The sequence below is a fragment of the Pseudomonas sp. OTU5201 genome (assembly GCF_038440135.1).
Classification (GTDB): Bacteria; Pseudomonadota; Gammaproteobacteria; order Pseudomonadales; family Pseudomonadaceae; genus Metapseudomonas; species Metapseudomonas resinovorans.
Genome location: NZ_JASATC010000001.1, coordinates 136,584 through 159,713, shown reverse-complemented (window position 1 = coordinate 159,713; position 23,130 = coordinate 136,584). Strand labels below are relative to the sequence as shown.

25 protein-coding genes are annotated in these 23,130 nt (G+C 64.0%); 10 read left to right on the top strand and 15 right to left on the bottom strand.

Translation table 11 applies throughout. The features are described from left to right. Positions 1–68: 68 nt before the first annotated feature. The 6 genes from atuF to AAHM40_RS00770 all read right to left on the bottom strand — a co-directional run bounded on the left by atuF (position 69) and on the right by AAHM40_RS00770 (position 8,502). The gene (atuF, locus tag AAHM40_RS00795; RefSeq protein WP_342243001.1) at positions 69–2,051 is read right to left on the bottom strand and encodes a geranyl-CoA carboxylase subunit apha; all 1,983 of its coding nucleotides are present in this window, start codon (positions 2,049–2,051) and stop codon (positions 69–71) included. Between the two features lie 65 nt (positions 2,052–2,116). Continuing rightward, positions 2,117–2,914: an enoyl-CoA hydratase/isomerase family protein gene (locus AAHM40_RS00790; protein WP_342243000.1), complete on the bottom strand. Its 798-nt coding sequence runs from the start codon at positions 2,912–2,914 to the stop codon at positions 2,117–2,119. Between the two features lie 113 nt (positions 2,915–3,027). Next, complete coding sequence (gene atuD, locus AAHM40_RS00785; protein ID WP_342242999.1) at positions 3,028–4,188, bottom strand: citronellyl-CoA dehydrogenase; 1,161 nt, start codon at positions 4,186–4,188, stop codon at positions 3,028–3,030. A 23-nt stretch (positions 4,189–4,211) separates the two neighbouring features. Continuing rightward, on the bottom strand, positions 4,212–5,828 hold the full coding sequence (atuC, locus tag AAHM40_RS00780; protein WP_342243074.1) for a geranyl-CoA carboxylase subunit beta: 1,617 nt from the start codon (positions 5,826–5,828) through the stop codon (positions 4,212–4,214). Then, a complete protein-coding gene (locus AAHM40_RS00775) occupies positions 5,828–6,703 on the bottom strand; it encodes an SDR family oxidoreductase (protein WP_280284278.1) in 876 nt (291 codons plus the stop codon). Before AAHM40_RS00775 ends, atuC begins: the two co-directional genes overlap by 1 nt. Before the next feature lie 11 nt (positions 6,704–6,714). Next, on the bottom strand, positions 6,715–8,502 hold the full coding sequence (locus tag AAHM40_RS00770) for an acyclic terpene utilization AtuA family protein (protein ID WP_342242998.1): 1,788 nt from the start codon (positions 8,500–8,502) through the stop codon (positions 6,715–6,717). Between the two features lie 193 nt (positions 8,503–8,695). On the opposite strand from AAHM40_RS00770, the gene AAHM40_RS00765 reads away from it, so the two are divergent. Together AAHM40_RS00765 and AAHM40_RS00760 are read left to right on the top strand one after the other, a co-directional pair. Beyond that, entirely contained in the window at positions 8,696–9,325 is a 630-nt protein-coding gene (locus tag AAHM40_RS00765; protein WP_280284276.1) for a TetR/AcrR family transcriptional regulator, read from the top strand. A gap of 108 nt (positions 9,326–9,433) precedes the next feature. Next, a complete protein-coding gene (locus AAHM40_RS00760; protein ID WP_446731519.1) occupies positions 9,434–10,255 on the top strand; it encodes a substrate-binding periplasmic protein in 822 nt (273 codons plus the stop codon). On the opposite strand, the gene AAHM40_RS00755 is transcribed toward AAHM40_RS00760, so the two are convergent. From AAHM40_RS00755 to AAHM40_RS00745, 3 genes are all read right to left on the bottom strand, one after another. Then, positions 10,206–10,961: a CPBP family intramembrane glutamic endopeptidase gene (locus AAHM40_RS00755; protein ID WP_342242997.1), complete on the bottom strand. Its 756-nt coding sequence runs from the start codon at positions 10,959–10,961 to the stop codon at positions 10,206–10,208. The two genes, AAHM40_RS00760 and AAHM40_RS00755, sit on opposite strands and share 50 nt — an antisense overlap. Before the next feature lie 52 nt (positions 10,962–11,013). Continuing rightward, positions 11,014–11,181 carry a DUF2897 family protein gene (locus AAHM40_RS00750; RefSeq protein WP_120655166.1) on the bottom strand — a complete coding sequence of 56 codons (168 nt, stop codon included), beginning with the start codon at positions 11,179–11,181 and terminating at the stop codon, positions 11,014–11,016. A 108-nt stretch (positions 11,182–11,289) separates the two neighbouring features. After that, entirely contained in the window at positions 11,290–11,763 is a 474-nt protein-coding gene (locus AAHM40_RS00745; protein WP_342242996.1) for a multidrug/biocide efflux PACE transporter, read from the bottom strand. A 90-nt stretch (positions 11,764–11,853) separates the two neighbouring features. On the opposite strand from AAHM40_RS00745, the gene AAHM40_RS00740 reads away from it, so the two are divergent. The 3 genes from AAHM40_RS00740 to pyrF all read left to right on the top strand — a co-directional run bounded on the left by AAHM40_RS00740 (position 11,854) and on the right by pyrF (position 14,289). After that, positions 11,854–12,729 (top strand): LysR family transcriptional regulator, encoded by an 876-nt coding sequence (locus AAHM40_RS00740; protein WP_342242995.1) that lies wholly within the window; start codon positions 11,854–11,856, stop codon positions 12,727–12,729. Between the two features lie 53 nt (positions 12,730–12,782). Then, positions 12,783–13,526, top strand: coding sequence for a ZIP family metal transporter (locus tag AAHM40_RS00735; protein WP_342242994.1), 744 nt, complete (start codon positions 12,783–12,785; stop codon positions 13,524–13,526). 64 nt (positions 13,527–13,590) lie between these two features. Further along, on the top strand, positions 13,591–14,289 hold the full coding sequence (gene pyrF / locus AAHM40_RS00730) for an orotidine-5'-phosphate decarboxylase (protein ID WP_342242993.1): 699 nt from the start codon (positions 13,591–13,593) through the stop codon (positions 14,287–14,289). Positions 14,290–14,341: 52 nt separating this feature from the next. On the opposite strand, the gene AAHM40_RS00725 is transcribed toward pyrF, so the two are convergent. Next, the gene (locus AAHM40_RS00725; RefSeq protein WP_342242992.1) at positions 14,342–15,346 is read right to left on the bottom strand and encodes an NADP-dependent oxidoreductase; all 1,005 of its coding nucleotides are present in this window, start codon (positions 15,344–15,346) and stop codon (positions 14,342–14,344) included. Between the two features lie 225 nt (positions 15,347–15,571). Here AAHM40_RS00725 and AAHM40_RS00720 point away from each other — a divergent pair, with 225 nt between their 5' ends. Beyond that, positions 15,572–16,333, top strand: a complete 762-nt coding sequence (locus AAHM40_RS00720; RefSeq protein WP_342242991.1) for an SDR family oxidoreductase — start codon at positions 15,572–15,574, stop codon at positions 16,331–16,333. 68 nt (positions 16,334–16,401) lie between these two features. Here AAHM40_RS00720 and AAHM40_RS00715 read toward each other — a convergent pair whose 3' ends face one another. Together AAHM40_RS00715 and AAHM40_RS00710 are read right to left on the bottom strand one after the other, a co-directional pair. Next, positions 16,402–17,616 (bottom strand): benzoate/H(+) symporter BenE family transporter, encoded by a 1,215-nt coding sequence (locus AAHM40_RS00715; RefSeq protein WP_342242990.1) that lies wholly within the window; start codon positions 17,614–17,616, stop codon positions 16,402–16,404. Beyond that, on the bottom strand, positions 17,616–18,233 hold the full coding sequence (locus AAHM40_RS00710) for a LysE family translocator (RefSeq protein WP_342242989.1): 618 nt from the start codon (positions 18,231–18,233) through the stop codon (positions 17,616–17,618). The genes AAHM40_RS00715 and AAHM40_RS00710 overlap by 1 nt, the downstream gene beginning before the upstream one ends. A 148-nt stretch (positions 18,234–18,381) precedes the next feature. On the opposite strand from AAHM40_RS00710, the gene AAHM40_RS00705 reads away from it, so the two are divergent. Continuing rightward, entirely contained in the window at positions 18,382–19,011 is a 630-nt protein-coding gene (locus tag AAHM40_RS00705; protein WP_342242988.1) for a hypothetical protein, read from the top strand. On the opposite strand, the gene AAHM40_RS00700 is transcribed toward AAHM40_RS00705, so the two are convergent. After that, complete coding sequence (locus AAHM40_RS00700; protein ID WP_342242987.1) at positions 19,008–19,463, bottom strand: MarR family winged helix-turn-helix transcriptional regulator; 456 nt, start codon at positions 19,461–19,463, stop codon at positions 19,008–19,010. The genes AAHM40_RS00705 and AAHM40_RS00700 overlap by 4 nt on opposite strands. A gap of 82 nt (positions 19,464–19,545) precedes the next feature. On the opposite strand from AAHM40_RS00700, the gene AAHM40_RS00695 reads away from it, so the two are divergent. The 3 genes from AAHM40_RS00695 to AAHM40_RS00685 all read left to right on the top strand — a co-directional run bounded on the left by AAHM40_RS00695 (position 19,546) and on the right by AAHM40_RS00685 (position 21,799). Then, the gene (locus tag AAHM40_RS00695) at positions 19,546–20,712 is read left to right on the top strand and encodes an aminotransferase-like domain-containing protein (protein ID WP_342242986.1); all 1,167 of its coding nucleotides are present in this window, start codon (positions 19,546–19,548) and stop codon (positions 20,710–20,712) included. A 17-nt stretch (positions 20,713–20,729) separates the two neighbouring features. Continuing rightward, on the top strand, positions 20,730–21,332 hold the full coding sequence (locus tag AAHM40_RS00690) for a glutathione S-transferase family protein (RefSeq protein WP_342242985.1): 603 nt from the start codon (positions 20,730–20,732) through the stop codon (positions 21,330–21,332). Positions 21,333–21,451: 119 nt separating this feature from the next. Beyond that, on the top strand, positions 21,452–21,799 hold the full coding sequence (locus AAHM40_RS00685; protein WP_342242984.1) for a GFA family protein: 348 nt from the start codon (positions 21,452–21,454) through the stop codon (positions 21,797–21,799). A gap of 72 nt (positions 21,800–21,871) precedes the next feature. Here AAHM40_RS00685 and folE read toward each other — a convergent pair whose 3' ends face one another. Both folE and AAHM40_RS00675 read right to left on the bottom strand, forming a co-directional pair. Then, entirely contained in the window at positions 21,872–22,420 is a 549-nt protein-coding gene (gene folE / locus AAHM40_RS00680) for a GTP cyclohydrolase I FolE (protein WP_004422399.1), read from the bottom strand. Positions 22,421–22,521: 101 nt separating this feature from the next. After that, the gene (locus AAHM40_RS00675; RefSeq protein ID WP_028627818.1) at positions 22,522–23,106 is read right to left on the bottom strand and encodes a Smr/MutS family protein; all 585 of its coding nucleotides are present in this window, start codon (positions 23,104–23,106) and stop codon (positions 22,522–22,524) included. Between the last annotated feature and the right edge of the window lie 24 nt (positions 23,107–23,130).

The window sequence follows — 23,130 nt, the reverse complement described above, 5'->3', positions numbered from 1 at the left end:
TTGTTGTGGTTCCTGGGGGCCGCGTTGCGGCCCTTGGCGAATGAATTCGCCCCTACAAGGCGCGGGCGTCAGGCTTCTTCGACTTCCACCAGCAACTGACGGCTCTTGACCTGGTCGCCGCGGGTGACCTGGACACGGCGGATTACCCCGTCCACGCCGGCTTTAAGCGGGTGCTCCATCTTCATGGCTTCCAGGACTACCAGCAGCTGGCCCTTGCTGACCCGTTCGCCTTCACTTACCAGCACCTCGACGATGGCGCCGTCCATCGGTGCCTTGACCGTGCCCGAGCCAGCACCAGACTGGCCACCGGCCGGCTCGTGGGTGATGTCCTGAAGTTCCAGGTTGCCGTTGCGGCCGAAGAGCCAGAGTTGCTGTGCCTGTTGATGGTAGGCAACACGGCGGCGGATGCCGTCCAGTTCCACCACCGCCCAGCGACCATCGGTACGCAGCAGACGGATGGCGATTTCAGACTCGCCCACGTTGGCCAGCAGTCGTGGCTGCACGCCGGACTCCTGTATCGACAGCTCCACTTCGTGCTTCTGCTCGCCGTGACGCAGCACCAGGCGCCAAGGAGCGTTGCCGGAGCTGCGCCAGCCTGCCAGCCCGCCCTGGTGGGCGCTGGCCGATGCTGAGGCCTGGTAGAGCAGCGTAGCAGCGATGGCGAGTTCGCCCGGCGAGGCGGGTTGGCTGCTCAGGCTGGCATCGTTGCTGAATTGTTCGCCGATGAAGGCCGTGGTTGCGTTACCGGCGGCAAAGCTCGGGTGCTTGAGCAGGTTGGCAAGGAAGCGCTGGTTAGCCTTGACGCCCAGCAATACGCAGTCCTCCACCGCCCGCGCCAGTTTGCGTCGGGCTTCGTCGCGGGTGGCTCCCCAGGCGATGACCTTGGCCAGCATGGGGTCGTAGAACGGCGTAACGGACTGGCCTTCCTCCAGCCCGTGATCGATGCGAATGTCGGGAAGCTCCGCCGGCTCCCACCGCAGCACACTGCCGGTCTGGGGCAAGAAGTCAGCAGCGGGGTCCTCGGCATAGAGGCGAACCTCGATGGCGTGGCCGTCCAGGCGGATTTCATCCTGCTGCAGTGGCAACGGCCGGCCTTCGGCGACGCGGATCTGCCACGCGACCAGGTCCTGGCCGGTGATCAGCTCGGTGACCGGGTGCTCTACCTGCAGGCGGGTGTTCATTTCCAGGAAGTAGAAGTCGCCGCTGGCATCCAGCAGGAACTCCACCGTACCCGCGCCGACGTAGTTGACGGTGCGCGCGGCTTCGACTGCAGCCTTGCCCATCGCCTGACGCAACGCGGGGGTCATGACCGGGCAGGGGGCTTCTTCGATGACTTTCTGGTGGCGGCGCTGCACGGAGCAATCGCGTTCGCCGAGATAGACCAGGTTGCCCTGCTGGTCACCGAACACCTGGATTTCCACGTGGCGCGGCTGCACGACGGCCTTCTCCAGAATCAGCTCGGCGCTGCCGAAGGCGTTCTGTGCTTCCGAGCGGGCGGTACGAAGTTGTGTGGCCAGTTCTCCAGGGCCCTTCACCAGGCGCATGCCGCGTCCGCCGCCACCGGCGCTGGCCTTGATCATCAGCGGATAGCCGATGCGCTCGGCCTCGCGTGCCAGGGTGCTGTCGTCCTGTTCGGCGCCTTCGTAGCCGGGAATGCAGGGCACGCCGGCCTCCAGCATGGCCAGTTTGGAGAGACGCTTGCTGCCCATCAGGTGGATGGCTTCCACCGTCGGGCCGATGAAACTGATGCCGGCAGCCTCGCAGGCACGGGCGAAGTCGGCGTTCTCGGAGAGGAAGCCGTAGCCGGGGTGAATGGCGTCGGCGCCGGTCTTCTGTGCGGCACCGATGATGGCGTTGATCGACAGGTACGACTGACCGACCGGAGCCGGGCCAATGCAAACCGCTTCGTCCGCCAACTGCACATGGCGCGCATCAGCGTCGGCCTCGCTGTAGACCGCTACCGTGCGGTAGCCGAGCGCTTGGGCGGTGCGCATTACTCGGCAGGCAATCTCGCCGCGGTTGGCAATCAGGATCTTGTTGAAGCTGGGCATGGACTGTTTCCCTCTCCCCAACCCTCTCCCTGAAGGGAGAGGGGACTGTTCGGTGTGGGCGCTGGTTACTCGGCCCAGCTGGGTTTGCGTTTTTGCACGAAGGCCAGGGTGCCCTCGGTGCCTTCGGCGCCGGTGACGGCCAGGGCGAACTGCTCTGCAGCGCTGTCCAGCAGCGGGCCGATGGGCTCGCTTTCAGTGGCCAGCAGCAGGGCCTTGGTCCGAGCGTTGGCGCCAGGCGCGCAGCGGCGAACCTGCTCAAGGCTTTCAGCCAGGCGCTGCTCCAGGGCGGCGCTATCGGCCTCGGCGAAGTGCACCAGGCCCAGGCGCAGGGCTTCGGTGCCGTCAAATCGCGCGGCGGTCAGGGCCAGACGGCGGGTTTGGGTCAGGCCGATGCGCTTGACCACGAACGGTGCGATCTGTGCCGGCAACACGCCGAGGCTGGTTTCCGGCAGGCCGAACTGGGCGCCTTGCAGGGTAATGGCGATATCCGAGACGCAGGCCAGGCCGAAACCACCACCGAGCACTGCGCCTTCCAACACCGCAATCACCACCTGGGGTTGTGCCTGGGCTTCCTCCAGCAGGCGGCCGAAGGCGCGGTTCAAGGCCTGGTAGGCTGCACTGCCGGTCGCCCGCGCGCTGGCCATGTCCTTGATGTCGCCCCCGGCGCAGAAGTGGCCACCCGCACCGCGCAGCACCAAGGCACGCACATTGGCGTCGTTGCGCGTCACGGCCAGCACCTCGCGCAGTTCCTCGACCATGGCCAGGCTCATGGCGTTGCGGCTGTCTGGCCGGTTCAGGGTGACATGCAGTACGCCACCGGCCTGTTCCAGCAGCAGGGTTTTGCAGTTCGGCAATCCACTCATGCCGCTGTCCTCGTTCGTTCGTCCGTGGGCTGTAGGATGGGGGGTGCGGAGCGATACCCATCATGGGTGCGATGGGTATCGGCGCTGTGCGCCTCCACCCATCCTGCGGGCCTTCAGCCCTTTTTCTTGCCCGGCAGGATGCCCATCAGCTTGCAGATGATGCCGAGCATGATTTCGTCGGCGCCGCCGCCGATGGAGACCAGTCGCGTATCGCGGTAGGCGCGGGAGACGTGGTTGTCCCACATGAAGCCCATGCCGCCCCAGTACTGCAGGCAGGCGTCGGTGACTTCGCGGCCGAGGCGACCGGCCTTGAGCTTGGCCATGGAGGCGAGACGGGTGACGTCCTTGCCGCTGACGTAGAGCTCGACAGCCTGGTAGACCAGGGCGCGCAGGGCTTCGATTTCGGTCATCAGCTCGGCCAGGCGGAAGTGGATCACCTGGTTGTCGATCAGCGGATTGCCGAAGGTCTTGCGCTCCTTGCAGTAGTCGATGGTGACGTCCACGCAGTGCTCCAGGCCCTTGATCATGTTGGCCGCGCCGAACATGCGTTCCTCCTGGAATTGCAGCATCTGCATCATGAAGCCGGCGCCCTCGTGGCCGATGCGGTAGCGCTGCGGCACACGGACGTTGTCGAAGAACACCTGGGCAGTCTCGGAGCTGCGCATGCCGAGTTTGTCCAGATGGGCACTGAGGGTGATGCCGGGGGTGTTCATTGGCACCATGATCAGCGACTTGTTGACGTGGGGCTTGTCGTCCGAGGTGTTGGCCAGCAGGCAGATGAAGTCGGCGCTGGGGGAGTTGGTGATCCACATCTTGCTGCCGTTGATCACGTAGTCGTCGCCGTCCTTGCGGGCGCTGGTCTTCATGCCCGCCACGTCTGAACCGGCACCTACTTCAGAGACTCCGATGCAGCCGACCATTTCGCCGGTGATGGACGGGCGCAGGAACTCCTCGCGCAGTTCATCCGAGCCGAAGCGGGCGAGGGCAGGGGTGCACATGTCGGTCTGCACGCCGATGGCCATGGGAATGCCGCCGCAGTGGATGGTGCCGAACTCTTCGGCTGCGACGATCGAGTAGCTGTAGTCCAGGCCCATGCCGCCGAACTTTTCCGGCTTGGAAATGCCCAGCAGGCCCAGCTCGCCGGCCTTCTTGAAGATATCGTGGATCGGGAAGCGGCCTTCCTTTTCCCACTGGTCGACATGGGGGTTGATCTCCCTGTCGACAAAATTGCGCACCGTGCGGCGAAGTTCTTCGTGTTCCTGGGTGAAGATCATGTGTTGTTCTCCTTATCGAATCATCAGAACCGGGCCACGCCGAAGCTGTTGGCCTTGAGCGGGCGGGCGTCGGCCTCCGCGCAGATATCCAGCAGATAGCCCAGCAGCCGGCGGCTGTCACGGGGGTCGATCAGGCCGTCATCCCAGAGGTTGGCGGTTCCGTAGAGTGCGGTGGACTGACTGTCGAGCTTCTGTGCGGTCACTTGCTCCAGCATGTCGAGCATCTTCGGGTCGGGCTCCTTGCCCTCCTTGGCATGCTTCTCCTCGGTGACGATGCGCAGCACCTTGCCGGCCTGGGCGCCGCCCATCACGGCCGTGCGGCTGTTGGGCCAGGCGAAGATGAAGCGTGGGTCCAGACCCCGGCCACACATGGCGTAGTTGCCGGCGCCGTAGGAACCGCCCACGACCAGGGTGAGTTTGGGTACGCGGGCATTGGCAACGGCCTGGATCATCTTCGAACCGTGCTTGATCACGCCCAACTGTTCGGATTCGGTGCCGACCATGAAACCGGTGGTGTTGTGCAGGAACAGCAGCGGCACGTTGGCCTGTTCGCACAGCTGGATGAACTGCGCTGCCTTGGACGCACCCTGCGGCGTGATCGGGCCGTTGTTACCGATCAGACCGCAGGGCCGGCCTTCGATGCGCAGGTGGCCGCAGACAGTCTGGCTGTCGAACTCGTTCTTGAAGTCGAGGAACTCCGAGCCATCGGCGATGCGGGCGATGATCTCGCGCACGTCGTAGGGTTTCTTCGGATCGGCCGGGACCACGCCCAGCAGCTCTTCGGTGCTGTACAGCGGTTCGCGCCACTCGGGTTTGGCGCGGACTGGCAGTTGGGCGTTCCAGGGCAGCATGGCGAGGATGTCACGGGCCAGGCGCAGGCCATCGGCGTCATTCTCCGCCAGGTATTCGGCAGTACCGGCCACTTGAGCATGCATCTCGGCGCCACCCAGTGCTTCGTCTGTGGCCACTTCACCCGTAGCCGCCTTGAGCAGGGGAGGGCCGGCGAGGAACATCTTGGCCTTGCCGCGCACCACGATCACGTAGTCCGACAGTCCGGGCTGATAGGCGCCACCAGCAGTACTGGAGCCATGCACCACCGTGACCTGGGGGATACCCATGGCGGAGATCCGTGCCTGATTGGCGAAGCCGCGGGCGCCCTCGACAAAGATTTCCGCCGCGTAGTTGAGGTTGGCGCCGCCGCTTTCGGTCAACGCCACCATCGGCAGCTTGTTTTCCATGGCGATCTGCTGCAGGCGCAGCGTCTTCTTCAGCCCGGTGGGGGAGATGGTGCCGCCCTTGATGGCGCTGTTGCTGGCACTGATCAGGCAGCGGGTGCCTGCGATGTAGCCGATGCCGGCGATGATGCCGCCGCCGGCCTGGGTGCCGTCCTTGTCATCGTGCAGCTTGTAGCCGGCCAGAGAGCAGAGTTCGAGGAAAGGGCTGCCCGGGTCCAGCAGCAGGTTCAGGCGCTCGCGGGGCAGGAGTTGGCCGCGCTTCTCGAACTTCGGCTTGGCCTCGGCCGCCTTGTCCAGCACCTTCTGTTCGATCTCGCGGAAGCTGGCGATGGCGGCGAGCATGGCGTCGCGGTTTCTGGCGAAGTCTTCGCCCAGGGCGTCGAGTTCGGATTGGATCACGGCCATCATTCCTGGTCCTTCAGCACGTCGGGCAGGTATGCCCGGTGGAAGCCGTTGTAGGCCTTGCTCTGGCCGGGCTTGGCCTTGGCCAGCGGGAAGGCGCGGCTGCCCTGGCTGGCGGCACCGTCGATGCGAATGGTGTTGCCGCTAATGAAGGCGGCGCCGGGGGAGAGCAGGAAGACGATGGCGGCGGCCACTTCCGATTCGCTACCGATGCGCTTGAGCGGCACGTGCTCGCGCAGGGTGGGGATGATGGCCTTGAAGGCGCCTTCGTAGGTGTCCATGCCGCTGGAGGCGATCCAGCCCGGTGCCACGGCATTGACCCGCACCCCGGCGTAGCCCCACTCGATGGAGGCGGTCTTGGTGAAGTTCTCCATGCCGGCGCGGGCGGCGCCGGAATGGCCCATGCCGGGCATGCCACCCCACATGTCGGCAAGCATGTTGACGATGCTGCCGCCGGCTTTGCTCATGGCCTGGTTGAACACCTCGCGGGCTACCAGGAAGCCGCCCACCAGGTTGGTACGCACCACGGTTTCGAAGCCTTTCTGGCTGATCGAGGCGAGCGGGGCGGGGTATTGGCCGCCGGCGTTGTTGACCAGGTGGTGGATGGCGCCGCGCTCGGTGAGCACGGCAGCGACCATCGCCTTCACCGCTTCTTCGTCGCGAATATCGCAGGCCTGCCAGCTGGCGCTGCCGCCGTCTTCGATGATCTCGCCGGCTGTCTTTTCCAGCTTCTCCGGCTTGCGGCCGACCAGCACCACGTGGGCGCCGAGGGCCGCCAGCTCATGGGCGGTGCAACGGCCGATGCCGCTGCCGCCGCCGGTGACCATGATGGTCTGGCCGCTGAACAGGCCGGGCTTGAATACCGAATCGTATGCCATGGATTGCGTCCTCAGAGGCTGTCGGCCAGGGCCTGGGGCACCGGCACCGGGAATTCCAGGAGTTGCTGGGCGAAGGCCTTGCCTTGCGGGTCGATACGCAGGCTGGCGACACCGCCACCACCCAAGGCGTTTTCCAGCAGGAAGTTCAGGCTATGGCTGCCCGGCAGGTACCAGCGCGCGACGCGGCCTAGTTGTGGGTCGAGCACATGGCCCATCCAGTCGACCACCGCTTCCGGCGTCAGGGCTTCGGCGATCCAGGGCAGGTACTCCGCCTTGCGCGCCATCACGCCGATATTGCTGTGGTTGCCCTTGTCGCCCGAGCGCGCCACCGCCAGTTTCACCAGAGGCACGCTGGCACTGGCCTGGCCATCGGCGGCAGGCGGTTGAAGGTCGTCGGCGAGGGCGGCGACGTCGAAGCCTTCCACGTTTGGCAGGTCGCAGGGGCGGCGCTGCCCGTCCATTTCCACGTCCAGGTGGCAGGTGGATTTGTCCACCAGGAAGGAAAACAGGCGGATCACCGGGTAGACCGTGGGTCGGCCGCCAACGATGCCGGTCAGGCCCGGCGCCATGCCGGTGGCGGCCTGGGCGATCTCGCGGGAGAAGAGCACCAGGGCATCCTTGCGGCTGTGGCTGACGGCGATCTTGATCACCACCTCGCGGCTGTCCTGTCGCTGGCCATGGGGGCCGTAGGTGGCCTCACTGCCCAGCAGCTCGATGTTCACCTCGCGGTAGGGCCCCCAGCCACGTTCGGCGAAGATTTCCTCGGTCTTGGCGATGATGGCGCGGCTGACCCGCTCGGCCTTCCTCACCGCATCAATGCCGGCCAGCAGGCAGCTGGCCGTGCAACGGAAACCGTCCGGGTAGGTGGCGCTCACCTTGTACTGCGGTGTCGGCGGCAGGCCGCGGGCGCCGAGTACACGCACACGGTTCGGGCCGGCTTGCTCCAGGGTGACGCGGGTGAAGTCGCAGACCACGTCGGGGAGCAGGTAGGCGCGTGGGTCGCCGATCTCGTAGAGCATCTGCTCGCCGACCGAGAAAGGCGTGACCAGGCCGCCGGAACCATCCGGCTTGGTCACGCAGAAACTGCCATCGGCCTCGACCTCGATGATGGGGAAGCCGATGTGTTCGTAATCCGGTACCGACTCCCAATCGGTGAAGTTGCCGCCGGTGCACTGGGCACCGCACTCGATCAGGTGACCGGCGAGGGCGGCCTGGGCCAGCTTGTCGTGATCGCTCCAGGCCCAGTGGAACTCATGAACGAGGGCGGCACTGACCACTGCGCTGTCCACCACCCGGCCGGTAATCACGATGTCGGCACCCTGTTCCAGGGCGGCCACTATGCCGGGCGCGCCCAGGTAGGCGTTCACCGAAACGCACATGGGCGGCAGCGGTGCGTCGCTGAACATTTCGCGGATGCCGGACTTGGCCAGTTCGCCCAGCCTGGGCTGCAGGTTGTCGCCATGCAGCACGGCGATCTTCAGGGACACACCGGCCTTTTCGCAGGCGGCGGCCAGGGCGCTGGCGCAGGCCACCGGGTTGACCCCGCCGGCGTTACTGATCACACGGACTTTCTTCTCCGCAAGTGTTGGCAGCAGGGGGGCCAGGACCTCGACGAAGTCAGTGGCGAAGCCGGCATTCGGGTCCTTCAGGCGAGCACCAGCCATGATCGACATGGTGATCTCCGCCAGGTAATCGAAGACCAGGTAATCCAGCGTGGCGCCGTGCACCAGTTGGGCGGCGGCGGTGGAGGTGTCGCCCCAGAAGGCAGAGGCGCAGCCGATGCGTACGGTTCTTGTCATTGGATTATTCCGCAGCACTGTTGGGTGATGGATCAAACACTACCAAGCAAGCGCTTGGTTGAAAAGCGCCGCTTCAGTTCTTTTTTGCCCGAGCGCTTGCTTGGGCGCATCACCCAGCATAGATTTCGTTAATCAAGACAGAGACTTGCAGACCATTCTTAAGTTGGAGTGGCTGACTGCAGCGGGGATGCCAATGAGCGTTGACGATGAAAAAGCCCAAGCGGTGATGCACGAACTGGTAGCCAGCGGTCAGATCACCGACCCCGAAAGCGCCCGTGGCAAGCTGTTGCAGACCGCCGCCCACCTCTTCCGCAGCAAGGGTTACGAGCGCACCACGGTGCGCGACCTGGCGAGTGCCGTGGGCATTCAGTCCGGTAGCATCTTCCATCACTTCAAAAGCAAGGATGAGATCCTCCGTTCGGTCATGGAGGAAACCGTCCTCTACAACACGGCGCTGATGCGCGCCTCCCTGGCCGACGCTAGCGACCTGCGCGAGCGGGTGCTGGCGCTGATTCGTTGTGAGCTGCAATCGATCATGGGCGGTACCGGCGAAGCCATGGGGGTGCTGGTGTACGAATGGCGTTCGCTGTCGGAAGAAAGCCAGGAATACATCCTCCAACTGCGTGACAGCTACGAACAGATCTGGCTGCAGGTGCTGGGCGAGGCGCGGGCCGAGGGCTACTTCACCGCTGATCCGTTCATCCTGCGGCGTTTCCTCACCGGTGCCCTGAGCTGGACCACCACTTGGTTCCGTCCGGAAGGACCGATGAGCCTCGACCAACTGGCCGAACAGGCCTTGTCGCTCGTGATCAAGGACGTCTGACAGTAAATGTGAACTCTGTCACGGCCTGCGCGGGGAAACCTGTGTGGCTGAAACATTAATCACGTACTCTGCGGCGCAGGGCCGTATCTGCAGGGAGCAGCGGTAGAGATGGAAGTTGGCAGGGGGTTGTCCCTGAAAGCCTTGTGGTTCTCCGTAGTTCTGCTGGTTTCAGCGCCCGTGATGGCGTCGCAGACCGTCCAGGTCGCTGGCGCGCATTTTCCACCCTATGTGATCAAACCCGAATCGGCCGAGGCCAGCGGCTTGCTGCTGGATATGCTCGCGGCGCTCAATGAGTTGCAGGCGAACTACCGTTTCGTCGTGCGCCCGACTGCAATTCCGCGGCGCTTCAAGGACTTCCAGGACGGGCGGATCGACTTGGCCGTCTTCGAAAATCCCGACTGGGGTTGGCAAGGCATTCCCGGCGCACGGATTGACCTTGGGCTGGAAGACGCGGAGATCTTCGTCGCCAAGTCGCAGCCCGGGCGCAGCGAGCACTACTTCGGCAAGCTGGCCGGCAAGCGGCTTGCGCTCTATAACGGCTATCACTACGGATTCGCGGGCTTCAATGCCGACCCGGAGTTCCTTCAGCGCGAGTTCGACGCGAAGCTCACCTACTCCCACGACAGCAATCTGAGAATGCTGCTGAGGGAGCGCGCAGACATCGCGCTGGTGACCCGATCCTATTTCAACGTCTACCTGGAGCAGAACCCGGAGCAGGCCGGCAGCTTCCTTGTCAGCGAGCGGCTGGACCAGCGCTACCACCACTACGCCCTGCTGCGGCCAGATGCCCCCATCAGTGCTGCGCAGTTTTCGGCCCTGCTGGACAAGCTGCGCGCTGGTGGTCAGTTGCAACAGATCTTCGGACGCTATGGCATCGTGGTCAGGCCAGTCGCAGCGGGTAGCTCAGCAACAGCAGATGGCAGAGATTGACACCGAGGTGCAGCACCACGGCTACCGCGAGCCGGCCGCTGTAATGGAAGGCCAGGCCATAACCCAGTCCAGCTACCGCCGCCAGTAGCGCGAACAGTGGACCGAAGGGCAGGTGGACGGCGCCAAAGAGCACAGCGGTGAGCAGCACACCGTTGCGAGCCCCCAGCCTGGCGACCAGCAGCGGCTGCAGCAGTCCACGAAATACCAGTTCCTCCGCCAGCACCGTGGCCAGCAGATTGACCGCCAACCATTCCCATAGCATCGGCGGCCATTTCGGTTGCCAAGCGACCAGGCCAGTCGCCATGGCCAGCACGGGTACCAGTAGCAGGGTTGCCAGTATCGCGAGCCATGCCCGCTGCGCGGAGCGTGCCGGCGGTGTCGGGCGGCCCAGCCACCAGGCGAGTAATGTCATACCCACCAGCAGCTTGTCCCAGGACAGGCGCAGGGCGTAGGGCGCTGCATCGGGGCTCAGGCGCTGTGGCTCGCCCAAAGGCAGCGGGCTGAAGCCGGGCACCAGGTGGGCGGCCAGGGCTACGGAGGAGAGCAGGGTGACTGGCAGCCAGATCCAGGCTGGCAGTTGGCGATCGGCGAGTACCCAGCCCGCAAAGGCGACGCCCGCCAGCAGGGCACTTACCTGCACGCCGCCCAGCCCCTGGCCGAGCGCGAGGACAATCAGCGGGAACAGCAGTTGCAAGTGAAGCGGCATGACGCTTCCTTGCGCTGATGCAGCGGTCCTTTGTTCGGGGGCGGGCACGGGGTCAGCGGTCCTTGGCGTCCTTGGCATCCATCTCGGCATTGCGCTCGCGGATGCGCTTGAGCTGCTCCTCCGTCAGCGGCAGTTTCTTCGCCGTATCGCGCAACACCATCAGGCTACCGACTATGGAGCCGATGGCCAGAACCAGTATCAGCCAGGCATACCAGGGCATGATCATCTCCTGCGGAAAGGGGGGTTACTGTATTCGATTGTGCGCGCCTTTCCACGTTCCCGAGAATCATCGATTTGCCAGCGCCGACTGAAGGAGGTCGCCGCTGGTTCAGCGGGCGCCGCAGCCGGCTGTCGCCTTCGACCGGGTGTCCAGCAGGCGGGCGCGAAGCGTGTCGTAAGTCCAGTTGAAGGCCAGGGTGTAAGGCAGGAAGAACAGCAACAGGCCGATATCCAGCAGGAAGGCCTCTACCAGTCCGATCGACAGCCACCAGGCCGCCAACGGAACGAGGACCACGATCAGCCCGAGTTCGAACAGCACGGCGTGGGCCAGGCGCACCGGTAGGGTGCGCTGGAAGCCGAGGCTCCGCTGGGCCCGGTCGAACATGCTGTTGAAGAGCATGTTCCAGAGCATCGCCACAGTGGAGAACATCAGGGTCAACGCGCCCATGTGCGCCAGCGACTTGCCCAGCACCAGGGACAGCACCGGGGCAGTCAACAGGACGGCCAGGCCCTCGAACGCCAGGGCGTGGAGTACCCGCTCCTTGAAGGACTTGTTCAGGGCGGTGGTGGTGGTCCGAGGCATGGCGATCTCCAGGTTCCGTATGAACGTATGGCCTGTATTTTCATCGGTTGTTGGGATAGGGTTAAGTTAGAAACCATCGGGAAAACCGATATGAACTACTCGCCTGAATCACTTGAAGCCTTTGCCCAGGTCGTCTCCCTTGGCTCGTTCAGCGCCGCCGCGCGAAAGCTGGGCAAAAGCCAGTCCACCGTCAGCGAGGCCATTGCGCGGCTGGAAATCGATCTGGGGCTGACCCTCTTCGACCGAAGCAGCCGCCAACCTCGGTTGACCGATGCCGGACGCGCCCTGCTGGGACGGGTCGAGGCAATTCTTGCGGCATCCGATCGCTTGCAGCATGCGGCGGCTCAACTCGCTGGAGGATTGGAGCCCCGTGTCAGCCTCGCGCTTTCGGATGCCTACCAGTCGGCGCAGTACGAGGAACGCCTGGCTGAGCTGGATCAGCGCTACCCCGATCTCGAATTCGAGTGCCTGATCGCCGAGGATCGCGACGTGATCGAACTGGTTGCGCAGGGGCGCGCCACGCTGGGGTTGCTGGCAGCCCAGGGCAACTATCCGCCAGAGCTGGGCTCGGCGATGGTGGCCGAGCGCGCCGACTTCGGACTGTTCGTGGCCCTTGACCATCCTCTGGCACAGCGGGTGGATGTGCGCGTGAGCGACCTGTCCGGCTGGCGCTTGTTGCGCCTGAACACTCTGGGCGACGCCGTGGCGGTTGACGATGGCTTGCCGGACAGTAGCGGACGCTGCTGGTCGGCGCCGAGCTACTTGATGTTGCTGGAAATGGCCATCCAGGGATTCGGCTGGGCGGAGTTGCCGCGCTGGCTGGTCAGCGGCTACGCCAACGGGCGCTTGAAGGAGCTTCAAGTACCCGGTTGGCCGCGCAGCCAGGCGGTGGATGTGGTCTGGTCCCGGCAGCGCCGACTGGGCCCGGCGGCAAGCTGGTTGCTGGAACGCTTGTTGGGCCGATAGGCTGGCCGTGGAAACGGCGCGCCGGACCGTGTGCATCGATCAAGGAGGACCTCGTGCAGATACCCGTCACTATTCAGGCTGGCTTGTGGGGCTGGTTGGCCGCCAGCAGCCTGCTAATCGGAGCAGCCATTGGCTTTCTGGTGAAGTTGCCGCAAAAGGTGGTTGCCTCGATCATGGCCTACGGTAGTGGGGTGCTGATTGCCGCGCTGTGTTTCGGCCAGATCCCGGAGGCCGAACGTCTTGGCGGACTCTGGCCGACTCTGGGCGGTTTGCTGGCCGGCGGCATCGTGTTCGTCCTGGCTGACCAGTACATCGATCACTTGGAGCAACATCACCGTAGCAAGGCCGCGAATGGTGGAAACGGCATGGTCGCCTTGTTGATAGCCGTCGGTGCCTTCCTGGACGGTATCCCCGAATCCCTTGGCCTGGGACTGGGCCTGCTGGACGGTGGTGAGGTCAGCCTGCTGATGCTGGTGGCCATTTTCCTTGCCAACTTGCCCGAAGGGCTGGCCAGCGCCGCCGGCCTGCGCGAGGAAAAGCGCAGCGGCTGGCTAGTGTTCGGCCTGTGGGGTGTCATCGCGCTTTTGTCGGGGTTGGCTGCAATGGCCGGGCCTGGGCTGTTCGCCGGGCTGTCGCCGACCTGGCTGGCTTTCGCCCTGGGCTTCTCGGCGGGGGCCGTGCTTTGCATGCTGGTGGACACGCTGCTTCCTGAAGCCTTCGAGAGCACCCACGCCTGGACCGGGCTGATTACCTTGGCCGGATTCATGACAGCCTTCGCGCTGGACCACATCGTGTAAGGCAGCGGCGCGCGTTGGCTTCCGCTACAATGCGCGCCGTTTCCGATTCGTATGAGATTTCCCCATGTCCGCCTGTCAGACGCCGATCATTGTCGCCCTCGACTTTCCCACCCGTGACGCTGCCCTGCGGCTGGCCGACCAGTTGGACCCCAAGCTGTGCCGGGTCAAGGTGGGCAAGGAGCTGTTTACCAGCTGCGCTGCGGAAATCGTCTCGACGTTGCGTGATCGGGGTTTCGAAGTCTTCCTCGACCTGAAATTCCACGACATTCCCAATACGACGGCCATGGCGGTGAAAGCTGCTGCCGAGATGGGTGTGTGGATGGTCAACGTCCATTGCTCAGGTGGCCTGCGGATGATGGCGGCCTGCCGTGAAACCCTGGACAAGTTCAACGGGCCCAAACCACTGCTGATCGGTGTGACCGTGCTGACCAGCATGGAGCGCGAGGACCTGGCCGGCATCGGTCTGGACATCGAACCCAAGGAACAGGTGCTGCGCCTGGCAGGCCTGGCCGACAAGGCCGGCATGGACGGCCTGGTGTGTTCGGCCCAGGAAGCCACGGATCTCAAGGCTGCCTATCCGCGCCTGCAACTGGTGACTCCGGGTATCCGTCCGGCCGGCAGCGCCCAGGACGACCAACGCCGCATCCTCACGCCGCGCCAGGCCCTGGATGCCGGTTCCGACTATCTGGTCATCGGCCGCCCGATCAGCCAGGCCACCGACCCGTCCAAAGCCCTGGCCGCCGTCGTGGCCGAACTGGCCTGACGTCGACGTCGTTGGTGCGCTGTCCCGGCAGGCAGCGCACCATTGATGCCGATCAGCGCACTTTCAGCACAAGCTTCCCGAAGTTCTCACCGCTGAACAGCTTGCCCAGGGTTTCCGGGAAAGTTTCCAGCCCGCTCACCACGTCCTCTTTGCTCTTCAGTTCGCCGCTGGCCAGCCAGCCGGCAATGTCCTTGACCGCCTCGCCGAAGCGCGGTGCGTAATCGAACACCACCATGCCTTCCATGCGCGCGCGGTTCACCAGCAGCGCCAAGTAGTTGGCCGGCCCTTTCACTGCGTCCTTGTTGTTGTACTGGCTGATGGCGCCGCAGATGACGATGCGTGCCTTGCGGTTGATGCGGGTGAGCACGGCATCGAGGATATCGCCGCCAACGTTGTCGAAGTAGACATCCACGCCCTTGGGGCATTCGCGCTTGAGCGCGGCGTGCAGGTTTTCGGCCTTATAGTCGATGGCACCGTCGAAGCCCAGTTCTTCCACCAGATAACGGCATTTGTCGGCGCCGCCGGCAATACCCACAACGCGGCAGCCCTTGATCCGTGCGATCTGCCCGGCCACTCCACCCACCGCCCCGGCGGCACCGGAGATCACCACGGTTTCTCCAGCCTTGGGTTGGCCCACATCGAGCAGGGCGAAGTAAGCAGTCATGCCGGTCATGCCGAGAGCAGACAGGTAGAGCGGCAGCGGTGCCTGGCCGGGATCAACCTTCTGGAAGTCGCGCGGTTCACCGAGAAAGTAGTCCTGCACACCCACCACGCCACAGATATGGTCGCCTACCTGGTAATCGGGGTGCTGGGACGCCACCACCCTGCCAATACCCAGGGCGCGCATCACCTCGCCAATCGCGACGGGGGGAATGTAGGAACGGGCGTCATTCATCCAGCCGCGCATGGCCGGGTCCAGGGACAGGTAGAGGTTCTCCACCAGTACCTGGCCGAGGGCGGGTTCGCCTGTCGGGGTTTCCACGTAGGAAAAGGTGTCGCGAGTAGCCGGGCCGACCGGTCGCTGGGCGAGGAGGAACTGGCGGTTGAGCTGGGACATGGCAGGAACTCCGAAAGGGAAAGCTCTGGTGATAGTCCCGCAGGGCGGCAGTAGCAAGTTCGGTGGCGGGGCGGAATGTGCTGTCATCCATATCAATGATTCAGGGGTATGGCCTTCATCAGTGGGATGCATGGTGTGTCCACCAGAGCCTTGATGATGCTGACGCCGGGCAATGGCGAATGACTAGACTGCGCCGCAGTTTCCATTCCCGTCGAGGATGCATAGATGAGCATGAAGTTCTCCGGTCAGGTTGCCCTGGTAACCGGCGCCGCCAACGGTATCGGTCGCGCCACTGCCTTGGCGTTCGCCGGCGAGGGCCTGAAGGTGGTGGTTTCCGATGTGGATGTCGCCGGTGGTGAAGGCACGGTGGAGCTGATTCGTGCCGCCGGTGGCGACGCGCAGTTCATCCGCTGTGACGTGACCCGCGACGCGGAGGTCCAGGCGCTGATGGAGGGGACCGTGGCCGCCTATGGCCGTCTGGATTACGCCTTCAACAACGCTGGTATCGAGATCGAGAAGGGTAAGTTGGCCGAGGGCAGTGAGGCGGAGTTCGACGCCATCATGGGCGTCAACGTGAAGGGCGTCTGGCTCTGCATGAAGCACCAGATCCCGCTGTTGCTGGCCCAAGGGGGAGGCGCCATCGTCAACACCGCCTCGGTGGCGGGCTTGGGCGCGGCGCCGAAGATGAGCATTTATGCGGCTTCCAAGCATGCCGTGATCGGGCTGACCAAGTCGGCGGCCGTCGAGTATGCGAAGAAGAAGGTGCGGGTGAATGCCGTGTGCCCTGCTGTGATCGACACCGATATGTTCCGCCGCGCCTACGAAGCAGACCCGAAGAAGGGCGAGTTCGCCGCCGCCATGCACCCGGTGGGACGCATCGGCAAGGTGGAGGAAATCGCTGCGGCGGTGCTCTACCTCTGCTGCGATGCGGCCGGTTTCACCACTGGCCACGCGCTCGCCGTGGATGGTGGAGCTACCGCGATCTGAGGAAGCTGCGGGGGATTTCAATTCGCTCACCGGGAGCAAAAGAAAAAGGCGCCAATCGGCGCCTTTCTTCATTTATCGCGGCCGCTATCCCAGTTGAGGATCAACAGCGTCAGCACGCCGGCGATCAGGCCCCAGAAGGCCGAGCCTATGGACAGCAAGGTCATGCCCGAGGCGGTGACCATGAAGGTGATCAGCGCCGCCTCGCGCTCCTTGGGTTCCTGCATGGCGGCAGTCAGGCCGTTGCTGATGGAACCGAACAGCGCCAGGGCGGCGATGGATAGCACCAGCTCCTTGGGCAGCGCGGCGAACAGCGCTGCCAGGGTCGCGCCAAAGGTACCGGCAATACCGTAGAAGATCCCACACCAGACTGCGGCGGTGTAACGTTTGTTGCGGTCCTCGTGGGCATGGGGGCCGGTGCAGATGGCGGCACTGATGGCCGCCAGGTTGATGCCGTGGGAGCCGAAGGGCGCCAGCAGCAGTGAGGCGATCCCCGTGACCGAGATCAGCGGCGAAGCCGGCACCTGGTAGCCGTCGGCGCGCAGCACGGCAATGCCGGGGATGTTCTGCGAAGCCATGGCGACGACAAACAGCGGAATGCCGATGCTGATCACCGCCGTGACAGAGAAGTCAGGCGTCGTCCAGACCGGTTCGGCCAGGGCGAACTCGAAGCCGCTGAAATTCAGCAGACCCAGCGCAGCCGCCACCACGCAGCCCACCAGCAGTGCCACCAGCACGGCATAGCGGGGTTGCAGGCGCTTGAACACCAGGTAGCTGAAGAACATCGCCAGCACCAGGGCAGTGCGATGTTGGGCCGCGATGAAGATTTCGCTGCCGATCTTGAACAGGATGCCGGCCAGCAGGGCGGCGGCCAGCGAGGCGGGCAGGCGCCGCATCAGACGCTCGAAGCCACCAGTCAACCCCACCAGCGCGAGCAGCGCGGCGCAGACGATGAAGGCGCCGATCGCCTCGCCGTAACTCACGCCGGGCAGGCTGGTGATCAGCAGGGCTGCGCCAGGCGTGGACCAGGCGACGACTATGGGCGTGCGGTAGCGCAGCGACAGACCGATAGTGGTCAGGGCCATGCCGATGGACAGGGCCCAGATCCAGGAGGAAATCTGCGCATTGCTCAGGCCTGCGGCCTGCCCGGCCTGGAACATCAGCACCAGGGAGCTGGTGTAGCCGGTGAGCATGGCGATGAAGCCCGCCACCACGGCCGAGGGCGACGAGTCGGCCAGGGGGCGCAGGCGCGGCGGGTTTGCCGGGGTTTCCGAAGTGGGGGTCATCAGATCTTTCCGTGCGCGTCGGCCAGGATAGGGTAGAGCGAGGCTACCAGCAGCAGGGCCATGCCAATGTTGAACCGGCGCAGTATGCGCGGTTCGGACAGCCAGCGGCGCAGCAGGCTGCCGGCCACGGTCCAGAGTCCGACGCTGGGGCAATTCACCAGGGCGAATAGCGCGGCGATCAGCACCACGTTGACGACGAAGTTCTCCTGCGGGGTGTAGGTGGTGATGGCGCCTATGGCCATGACCCAGGCCTTGGGGTTGACCCACTGGAAGGCGGCGGCCTGGAGGAAGGTGAACGGCTTCGGCTGTTTTTCAGTGCTGTCCGCATCCGGGGCGCCCGAGCCGGCGATTTTCCAGGCGAGGTAAAGCAGGTAGGCGGCGCCGATGTAGCGCAGTGCGATATACAGCTCGGGAACCTGCTGGAAGACCTGGGACAGGCCCAGGCCCACGGCCATCACCAGGATCATGAAGCCGATACTGATACCGAGCATGTGCGGCACGCTACGGCGCACGCCGAAGTTCACACCCGAGGCGAGCAGCATCATGTTGTTGGGGCCGGGCGTCACGGAGGTGACGAAGGCAAAGAGGATGAAGGCGAAGATCAGTTCCAGGCTCATGGCGGTCACCTTGTCGTTGTGTCCGCAGACTAAAGCCAGGCGCCGTGCAACGTCCCGATACAGCAATGCGCGCGTTGAGCGTTACAGTCGATTGGCACCCCGCGGATCAGCGGCTACTGTGATGCTTTTGCTGCCTGGAGCCATGCACATGGATGAGAACCCCTATGCCGCCCCGCGGGTGGAACTGGTGGAAGAAGCAGGACCTCGGCAGATGAATGGGTGGACGCCCGACCATCTCAGGCTACTCGCCTGGCTGAGCCTGGTCTGTGCGGTGAGTACGCTCATTCTGACCGGACTTGCTGTGGCCGCCGGCGCTACCGAAGACCCGCTGATGACGAACCTGTCCGACTGGTTCGGCGTGGCCCTGACCCTGCTGGGTTGCTACCTGCTGATCCGTTTCAAGCTGTTCGCCGAGGCGCGATTCTCGGCCGAGGGGCTGGCTCCGCCGGTCTGGGCAGTGATCATCGGCAGCCTGGTGATCGAGGTGTTGGGCTTTCTGATGGGTGATGCCAGTACCCAGCCGGGCTGGCCGATGCTGTTCTACTTCGGTCTGGTGGCCATGCTCGGCGCCCTGACCGCCTGGTTGGGCGTGCGCCTGCTCAAGGTGCAGAACGCCTATCCGGCCTTGCGGGTCATGGGCTGGCTGGACCTGGTGGGCGGCATCATGATGGCGACCGTCGTGTTGATGATGCTCGGTCTACTGCCGCTGATCGCCAGCAACGTGGCACTGATGTTGGTGTTCTTCCGCGGTGCGCGGGAACTGGAGCCTGCTGCCTAACCTTCCGCGGCTTCGCTCTGTCTTGCGGTGCAGAGCGCCTGGTTGACCTCCAACCAGCCGCGCACCGCTTCTTCCCCGGCCTCGCCAAAGGCGCGCTGCAACAGGCGCGCCTGTTCCCGGCGCAGGGCCTGTTCCAGCTTCGCACCTTCTAAGGTGAAACCCAGCAGGCGCTTACGCTTGTCATCAATGGCGGTGACGCTCTCCACCAGCTTCATCTCGATCAGCTGCCGCAGAGGGGTGTTCAGCGCCTGCTTGGTCACACCCAGGTAGCCAAGCAGTTCCTTGACGCTCAGCCCGGGATACTTGGCGATGAAGAACAGGATGCGGTGATGCACTCGTGACAGTCCGCGGCGGGCGAGAATTTCGTCCGGCTTGCTAGTGAAGGCCTGGTAGCCGAAGAAGAACGCTTCCATGGCAGCTTGCTGAACGGCGGAGTTTTTCAGGTCAAGCATATTGACGTATCTGTGACGGTCGTCGTAGTTTCGGTCAAGCAGTTTGACTTAATTTCCTCGCTTCCGCACCCGGTGACAATCCATGGCCTTCTCTGAACGCATCGCCCGCCTGAAAAGCTCCCTGATCCGCGAAATCCTTGCCGCCGCCCAGCGTCCGGAAGTGATGTCCTTCGCCGGAGGCTTGCCAGCCGAGCCAATGCTGCCGAAGGTGGACTGGGCCGAGATGCCGGCGAGCATGGGCCAGTACGGCATGAGTGAAGGCGAGCCAGCGCTGCGTGAAGCCATCGCCGCCGAAGCGCGTGCTCTCGGCGTGCCCTGCGAGGCGAGTCAGGTACTGATTGTCAGCGGCTCCCAGCAGACCCTGGACCTGGCCTCCAAGCTGTTCATCGATCCGGGCACCGAGGTGCTGCTGGAAGCACCGACCTATCTGGCGGCCCTGCAGGCATTCCAGCTGTTCGGTGCCGATTGCATCGCCGTACCCCAGGAAGCCGACGGTCCCGAGATCGCTGCCCTGCGCCAGCGCCTGGAGCAGCACAAGCCGTCCTTCGCGTATCTGATTCCGACTTTCCAGAATCCGTCCGGCACGCGCTACAGCGAGGCCAAGCGTGACGCGGTCGCCGCGTTGCTGGACGAGTTCGGCGTGACCCTGATCGAAGACGAGCCTTACCGTGAGCTGGTATTCGACGAAAGCAGCGCCACCCCCATCGTCAGCCGCCTGAAGAAGGCCAGCTGGATCTACACCGGTACCGTGTCCAAGACCCTGCTGCCAGGCCTGCGCGTGGGCTTCCTGATCGCAACGCCGGACCTGTTCCCGCACCTCCTGCGCCTGAAACAGTCTGCCGACCTGCATACCAACCGCATCGGCCAGTGGCAGGCACTGCAATGGTTCGGCACCGAGCAGTACCGCCAGCATTTGGCCGAGCTGCGTGATTTCTATCGTGTGCGTCGCGACTCCATGCAGGCTGAGCTGGAGGAACACTTCGGCGAGCTGGCCACCTGGGAGATTCCCCAGGGCGGATTGTTCTTCTGGTTGACGCTGAAACAACCGCTGGACACCCGCACCCTGCTCAAGCCTGCACTGGAGCAGAACGTCGCCTTCATGCCGGGCGAACCGTTTTTCATCGATCCAGACAAGCACCCGGGCCATCTGCGCCTGAACTTCAGCCACGTGGCACCCGAACGTCTGGGTGAAGGTCTCAAGCGTCTTGCCGGAGTCATTCGTCAGGCCCTGGCGGCCGAAGCTGCCTGATCACAGGGGAGGGAACGATGTACAAGGTTTACGGCGACTACAAGTCCGGCAACTGCTACAAGGTCAAGCTGATCCTCAACCTGCTTGGCCTGCCCTATCAATGGGTGCCGGTGGACATCCTCAAGGGCGAGACCGAGAGCCCCGAGTTCCTGGAGAAGAACCCCAACGGCAAGATTCCCGTGCTGGAGCTGGAAGACGGCACCACCCTCTGGGAATCCAATGCCATCCTGAATTTCCTCGCCCACGGCAGCGACCTGCTGCCCGCCGAGCCGCGTCTGCGCACCCAGGTGTTGCAATGGCAGTTCTTCGAGCAGTACAGCCACGAGCCATACGTGGCCGTGGCGCGCTTCATCCAGCTCTACCAAGGCATGCCGGAAGATCGCCTGGAGGAGTACAAGGTTTGCCAGGTGCGCGGGCACAAGGCCTTGAAGGTGATGGAGAAGCAGCTGCAGCGCACGCCGTATCTGGTGTGTGACCAGTACTCCATTGCCGACATCGCGCTGTACGCATACACCCATGTGGCCCACGAAGGCGGTTTCGAGCTGTCCGGCTATCCGGCGATTCTTGCCTGGATGGAGCGCGTGGTCAGTCATCCGTGTCATGTGGGCATGTTCGATTGAGGTTCTCTGAGCAGCAAAAAAGCCGGCGTAAGCCGGCTTTTTCGTGATGGCGGGTCTTCCGGGCCTGTACTAATTTGGACGCTTCAGCCCGCCAACGAGCGCAATCCGGAGTGTCGCCCATGAAATACCGAGGCAGTTGCCATTGCGGGAAGATCGCCTTCGAGGTCGAGGGCACCCTGGAACAGGCCATGGAGTGCAATTGCTCGCTGTGCAGCCGGCGCGGCTACCTGCTCTGGTTCGTACCGCGAGAACAGTTGAGGCTCTCTACACCGGAGTCCGACCTGTCCACCTACCGCTTCAATCGCATGCATATTGCTCATCATTTCTGCGCCCACTGCGGCTGTGCGCCCTATGGCGAAGCCAGCGATCCCAAGGGTAAGCCCATGGCGGCCGTGAACGTGCGCTGCCTGGAAGATGTCCCTCTGGACAGTCTCAAGGTGGTGAAGGTCGACGGCAGGAGCTTCTAGCCCGGATGCCTTCGTGCAGAACGCAGAAACGAAAAAGCCGGCTGGCGCCGGCTCTTTCGTGGGGAGGGTAACTCAGTTGTTGATCAGGCTGAGGAATTCGCTGCGGGTGGCGGCGTTTTCACGGAACTCGCCGAGCATCACCGAGGTGACCATCGAGGAATTCTGCTTCTCCACGCCGCGCATCATCATGCACATGTGCTGGGCCTCGATGACCACGGCCACGCCCAGGGCGCCGGTGACCTGCTGAACGGCCTCGGCGATTTGGCGGCTGAGGTTTTCCTGGATCTGCAGGCGGCGCGCGAACATGTCGACGATTCGGGCGACCTTGGACAGGCCCAGCACCTTGCCGTTAGGGATGTAGGCCACGTGAGCCTTGCCGATGAACGGCAGCAGGTGGTGTTCGCAGAGCGAGTACAGCTCGATGTTCTTCACCAGCACCATTTCGCTGTTATCGGAGCTGAACAGGGCGCCGTTGGTGACTTCTTCCAGCGTCTGCTGGTAGCCGCGGCAGAGGTACTGCATCGCCTTTGCGGCACGCTTCGGGGTATCGAGCAGGCCTTCGCGGGAAACGTCTTCGCCGAGCTGGCCGAGGATCGCGGTGTAATGCTGTTCCAGGGACATGGAAATTCCTGTGGGGATTTACGCAAAAGCGCAGGGTAGGGCGCGAACGGGCGGCTGGCAAGGGTGGGTTGCGCTGAAGACCTGTCCCGAAGCCGGGCGTTTCACTCGTCGCGGCCGTCCAGCATGGTTCGGCGCAACATCACATAGACCGCGCCGGTTCCGCCGTGCTTCGGCAGGCAGGACGTAAAGCCCAGCACCTGCGGGTGTTGGCGCAGCCAGGTATTGACGTGGCTCTTGATCAGCGGACGCTTGCCGTCCAGGCGTGCCGCCTTGCCGTGGGTGACGCGTACGCAGCGCACTTCGAACCGGGTGGCTTCGGCGATGAAATCCCAAAGGGTTTCGCGGGCCTTCTCCACGGTCATGCCGTGCAGGTCGAGGCTGCCGTCGAAGCCGATCTGACCCTGCTTGAGTTTGCGCATCTGGCCTTCCTGAACGCCGTCGCGGGCCCAGTGCAGCTCGTCCTCGGCACCGACGTCGATGACGAACTGATCGGACAGACCGTCGACCTTGACGCTGGCGACGCTCAGGGTGGCGTTCTGCCTGCGGTTGGCCAGCTGTTTGTGGTCAGCGCGTACCTTGCCAGTGTCGGCGCGATCGTTCCGGATGCGCTTCACGCCGCGCATCTGTTCGGCAAACAGGGAGCTATCGTCGTCTACTTGGGCGTTGTCGTGGGTATCGTCTTGCATACTGGCCTCCGCGAAGGGCGGCTA

Excerpts from the sequence above, each read along its gene's own strand:
- atuF (WP_342243001.1), bottom strand. The coding sequence starts at position 2,051 with ATGCCCAGCTTCAACAAGATCCTGATTGCCAACCGCGGCGAGATTGCC.
- AAHM40_RS00790 (WP_342243000.1), bottom strand. The coding sequence starts at position 2,914 with ATGAGTGGATTGCCGAACTGCAAAACCCTGCTGCTGGAACAGGCCGGT.
- atuD (WP_342242999.1), bottom strand. The coding sequence starts at position 4,188 with ATGATCTTCACCCAGGAACACGAAGAACTTCGCCGCACGGTGCGCAAT.
- atuC (WP_342243074.1), bottom strand. The coding sequence starts at position 5,828 with ATGGCCGTGATCCAATCCGAACTCGACGCCCTGGGCGAAGACTTCGCC.
- AAHM40_RS00775 (WP_280284278.1), bottom strand. The coding sequence starts at position 6,703 with ATGGCATACGATTCGGTATTCAAGCCCGGCCTGTTCAGCGGCCAGACC.
- AAHM40_RS00770 (WP_342242998.1), bottom strand. The coding sequence starts at position 8,502 with ATGACAAGAACCGTACGCATCGGCTGCGCCTCTGCCTTCTGGGGCGAC.
- AAHM40_RS00765 (WP_280284276.1), top strand. The coding sequence starts at position 8,696 with ATGAGCGTTGACGATGAAAAAGCCCAAGCGGTGATGCACGAACTGGTA.
- AAHM40_RS00760 (WP_446731519.1), top strand. The coding sequence starts at position 9,434 with ATGGAAGTTGGCAGGGGGTTGTCCCTGAAAGCCTTGTGGTTCTCCGTA.
- AAHM40_RS00755 (WP_342242997.1), bottom strand. The coding sequence starts at position 10,961 with ATGCCGCTTCACTTGCAACTGCTGTTCCCGCTGATTGTCCTCGCGCTC.
- AAHM40_RS00750 (WP_120655166.1), bottom strand. The coding sequence starts at position 11,181 with ATGCCCTGGTATGCCTGGCTGATACTGGTTCTGGCCATCGGCTCCATA.
- AAHM40_RS00745 (WP_342242996.1), bottom strand. The coding sequence starts at position 11,763 with ATGCCTCGGACCACCACCACCGCCCTGAACAAGTCCTTCAAGGAGCGG.
- AAHM40_RS00740 (WP_342242995.1), top strand. The coding sequence starts at position 11,854 with ATGAACTACTCGCCTGAATCACTTGAAGCCTTTGCCCAGGTCGTCTCC.
- pyrF (WP_342242993.1), top strand. The coding sequence starts at position 13,591 with ATGTCCGCCTGTCAGACGCCGATCATTGTCGCCCTCGACTTTCCCACC.
- AAHM40_RS00725 (WP_342242992.1), bottom strand. The coding sequence starts at position 15,346 with ATGTCCCAGCTCAACCGCCAGTTCCTCCTCGCCCAGCGACCGGTCGGC.
- AAHM40_RS00720 (WP_342242991.1), top strand. The coding sequence starts at position 15,572 with ATGAGCATGAAGTTCTCCGGTCAGGTTGCCCTGGTAACCGGCGCCGCC.
- AAHM40_RS00715 (WP_342242990.1), bottom strand. The coding sequence starts at position 17,616 with ATGACCCCCACTTCGGAAACCCCGGCAAACCCGCCGCGCCTGCGCCCC.
- AAHM40_RS00710 (WP_342242989.1), bottom strand. The coding sequence starts at position 18,233 with ATGAGCCTGGAACTGATCTTCGCCTTCATCCTCTTTGCCTTCGTCACC.
- AAHM40_RS00705 (WP_342242988.1), top strand. The coding sequence starts at position 18,382 with ATGGATGAGAACCCCTATGCCGCCCCGCGGGTGGAACTGGTGGAAGAA.
- AAHM40_RS00700 (WP_342242987.1), bottom strand. The coding sequence starts at position 19,463 with ATGCTTGACCTGAAAAACTCCGCCGTTCAGCAAGCTGCCATGGAAGCG.
- AAHM40_RS00695 (WP_342242986.1), top strand. The coding sequence starts at position 19,546 with ATGGCCTTCTCTGAACGCATCGCCCGCCTGAAAAGCTCCCTGATCCGC.
- AAHM40_RS00690 (WP_342242985.1), top strand. The coding sequence starts at position 20,730 with ATGTACAAGGTTTACGGCGACTACAAGTCCGGCAACTGCTACAAGGTC.
- AAHM40_RS00685 (WP_342242984.1), top strand. The coding sequence starts at position 21,452 with ATGAAATACCGAGGCAGTTGCCATTGCGGGAAGATCGCCTTCGAGGTC.
- folE (WP_004422399.1), bottom strand. The coding sequence starts at position 22,420 with ATGTCCCTGGAACAGCATTACACCGCGATCCTCGGCCAGCTCGGCGAA.
- AAHM40_RS00675 (WP_028627818.1), bottom strand. The coding sequence starts at position 23,106 with ATGCAAGACGATACCCACGACAACGCCCAAGTAGACGACGATAGCTCC.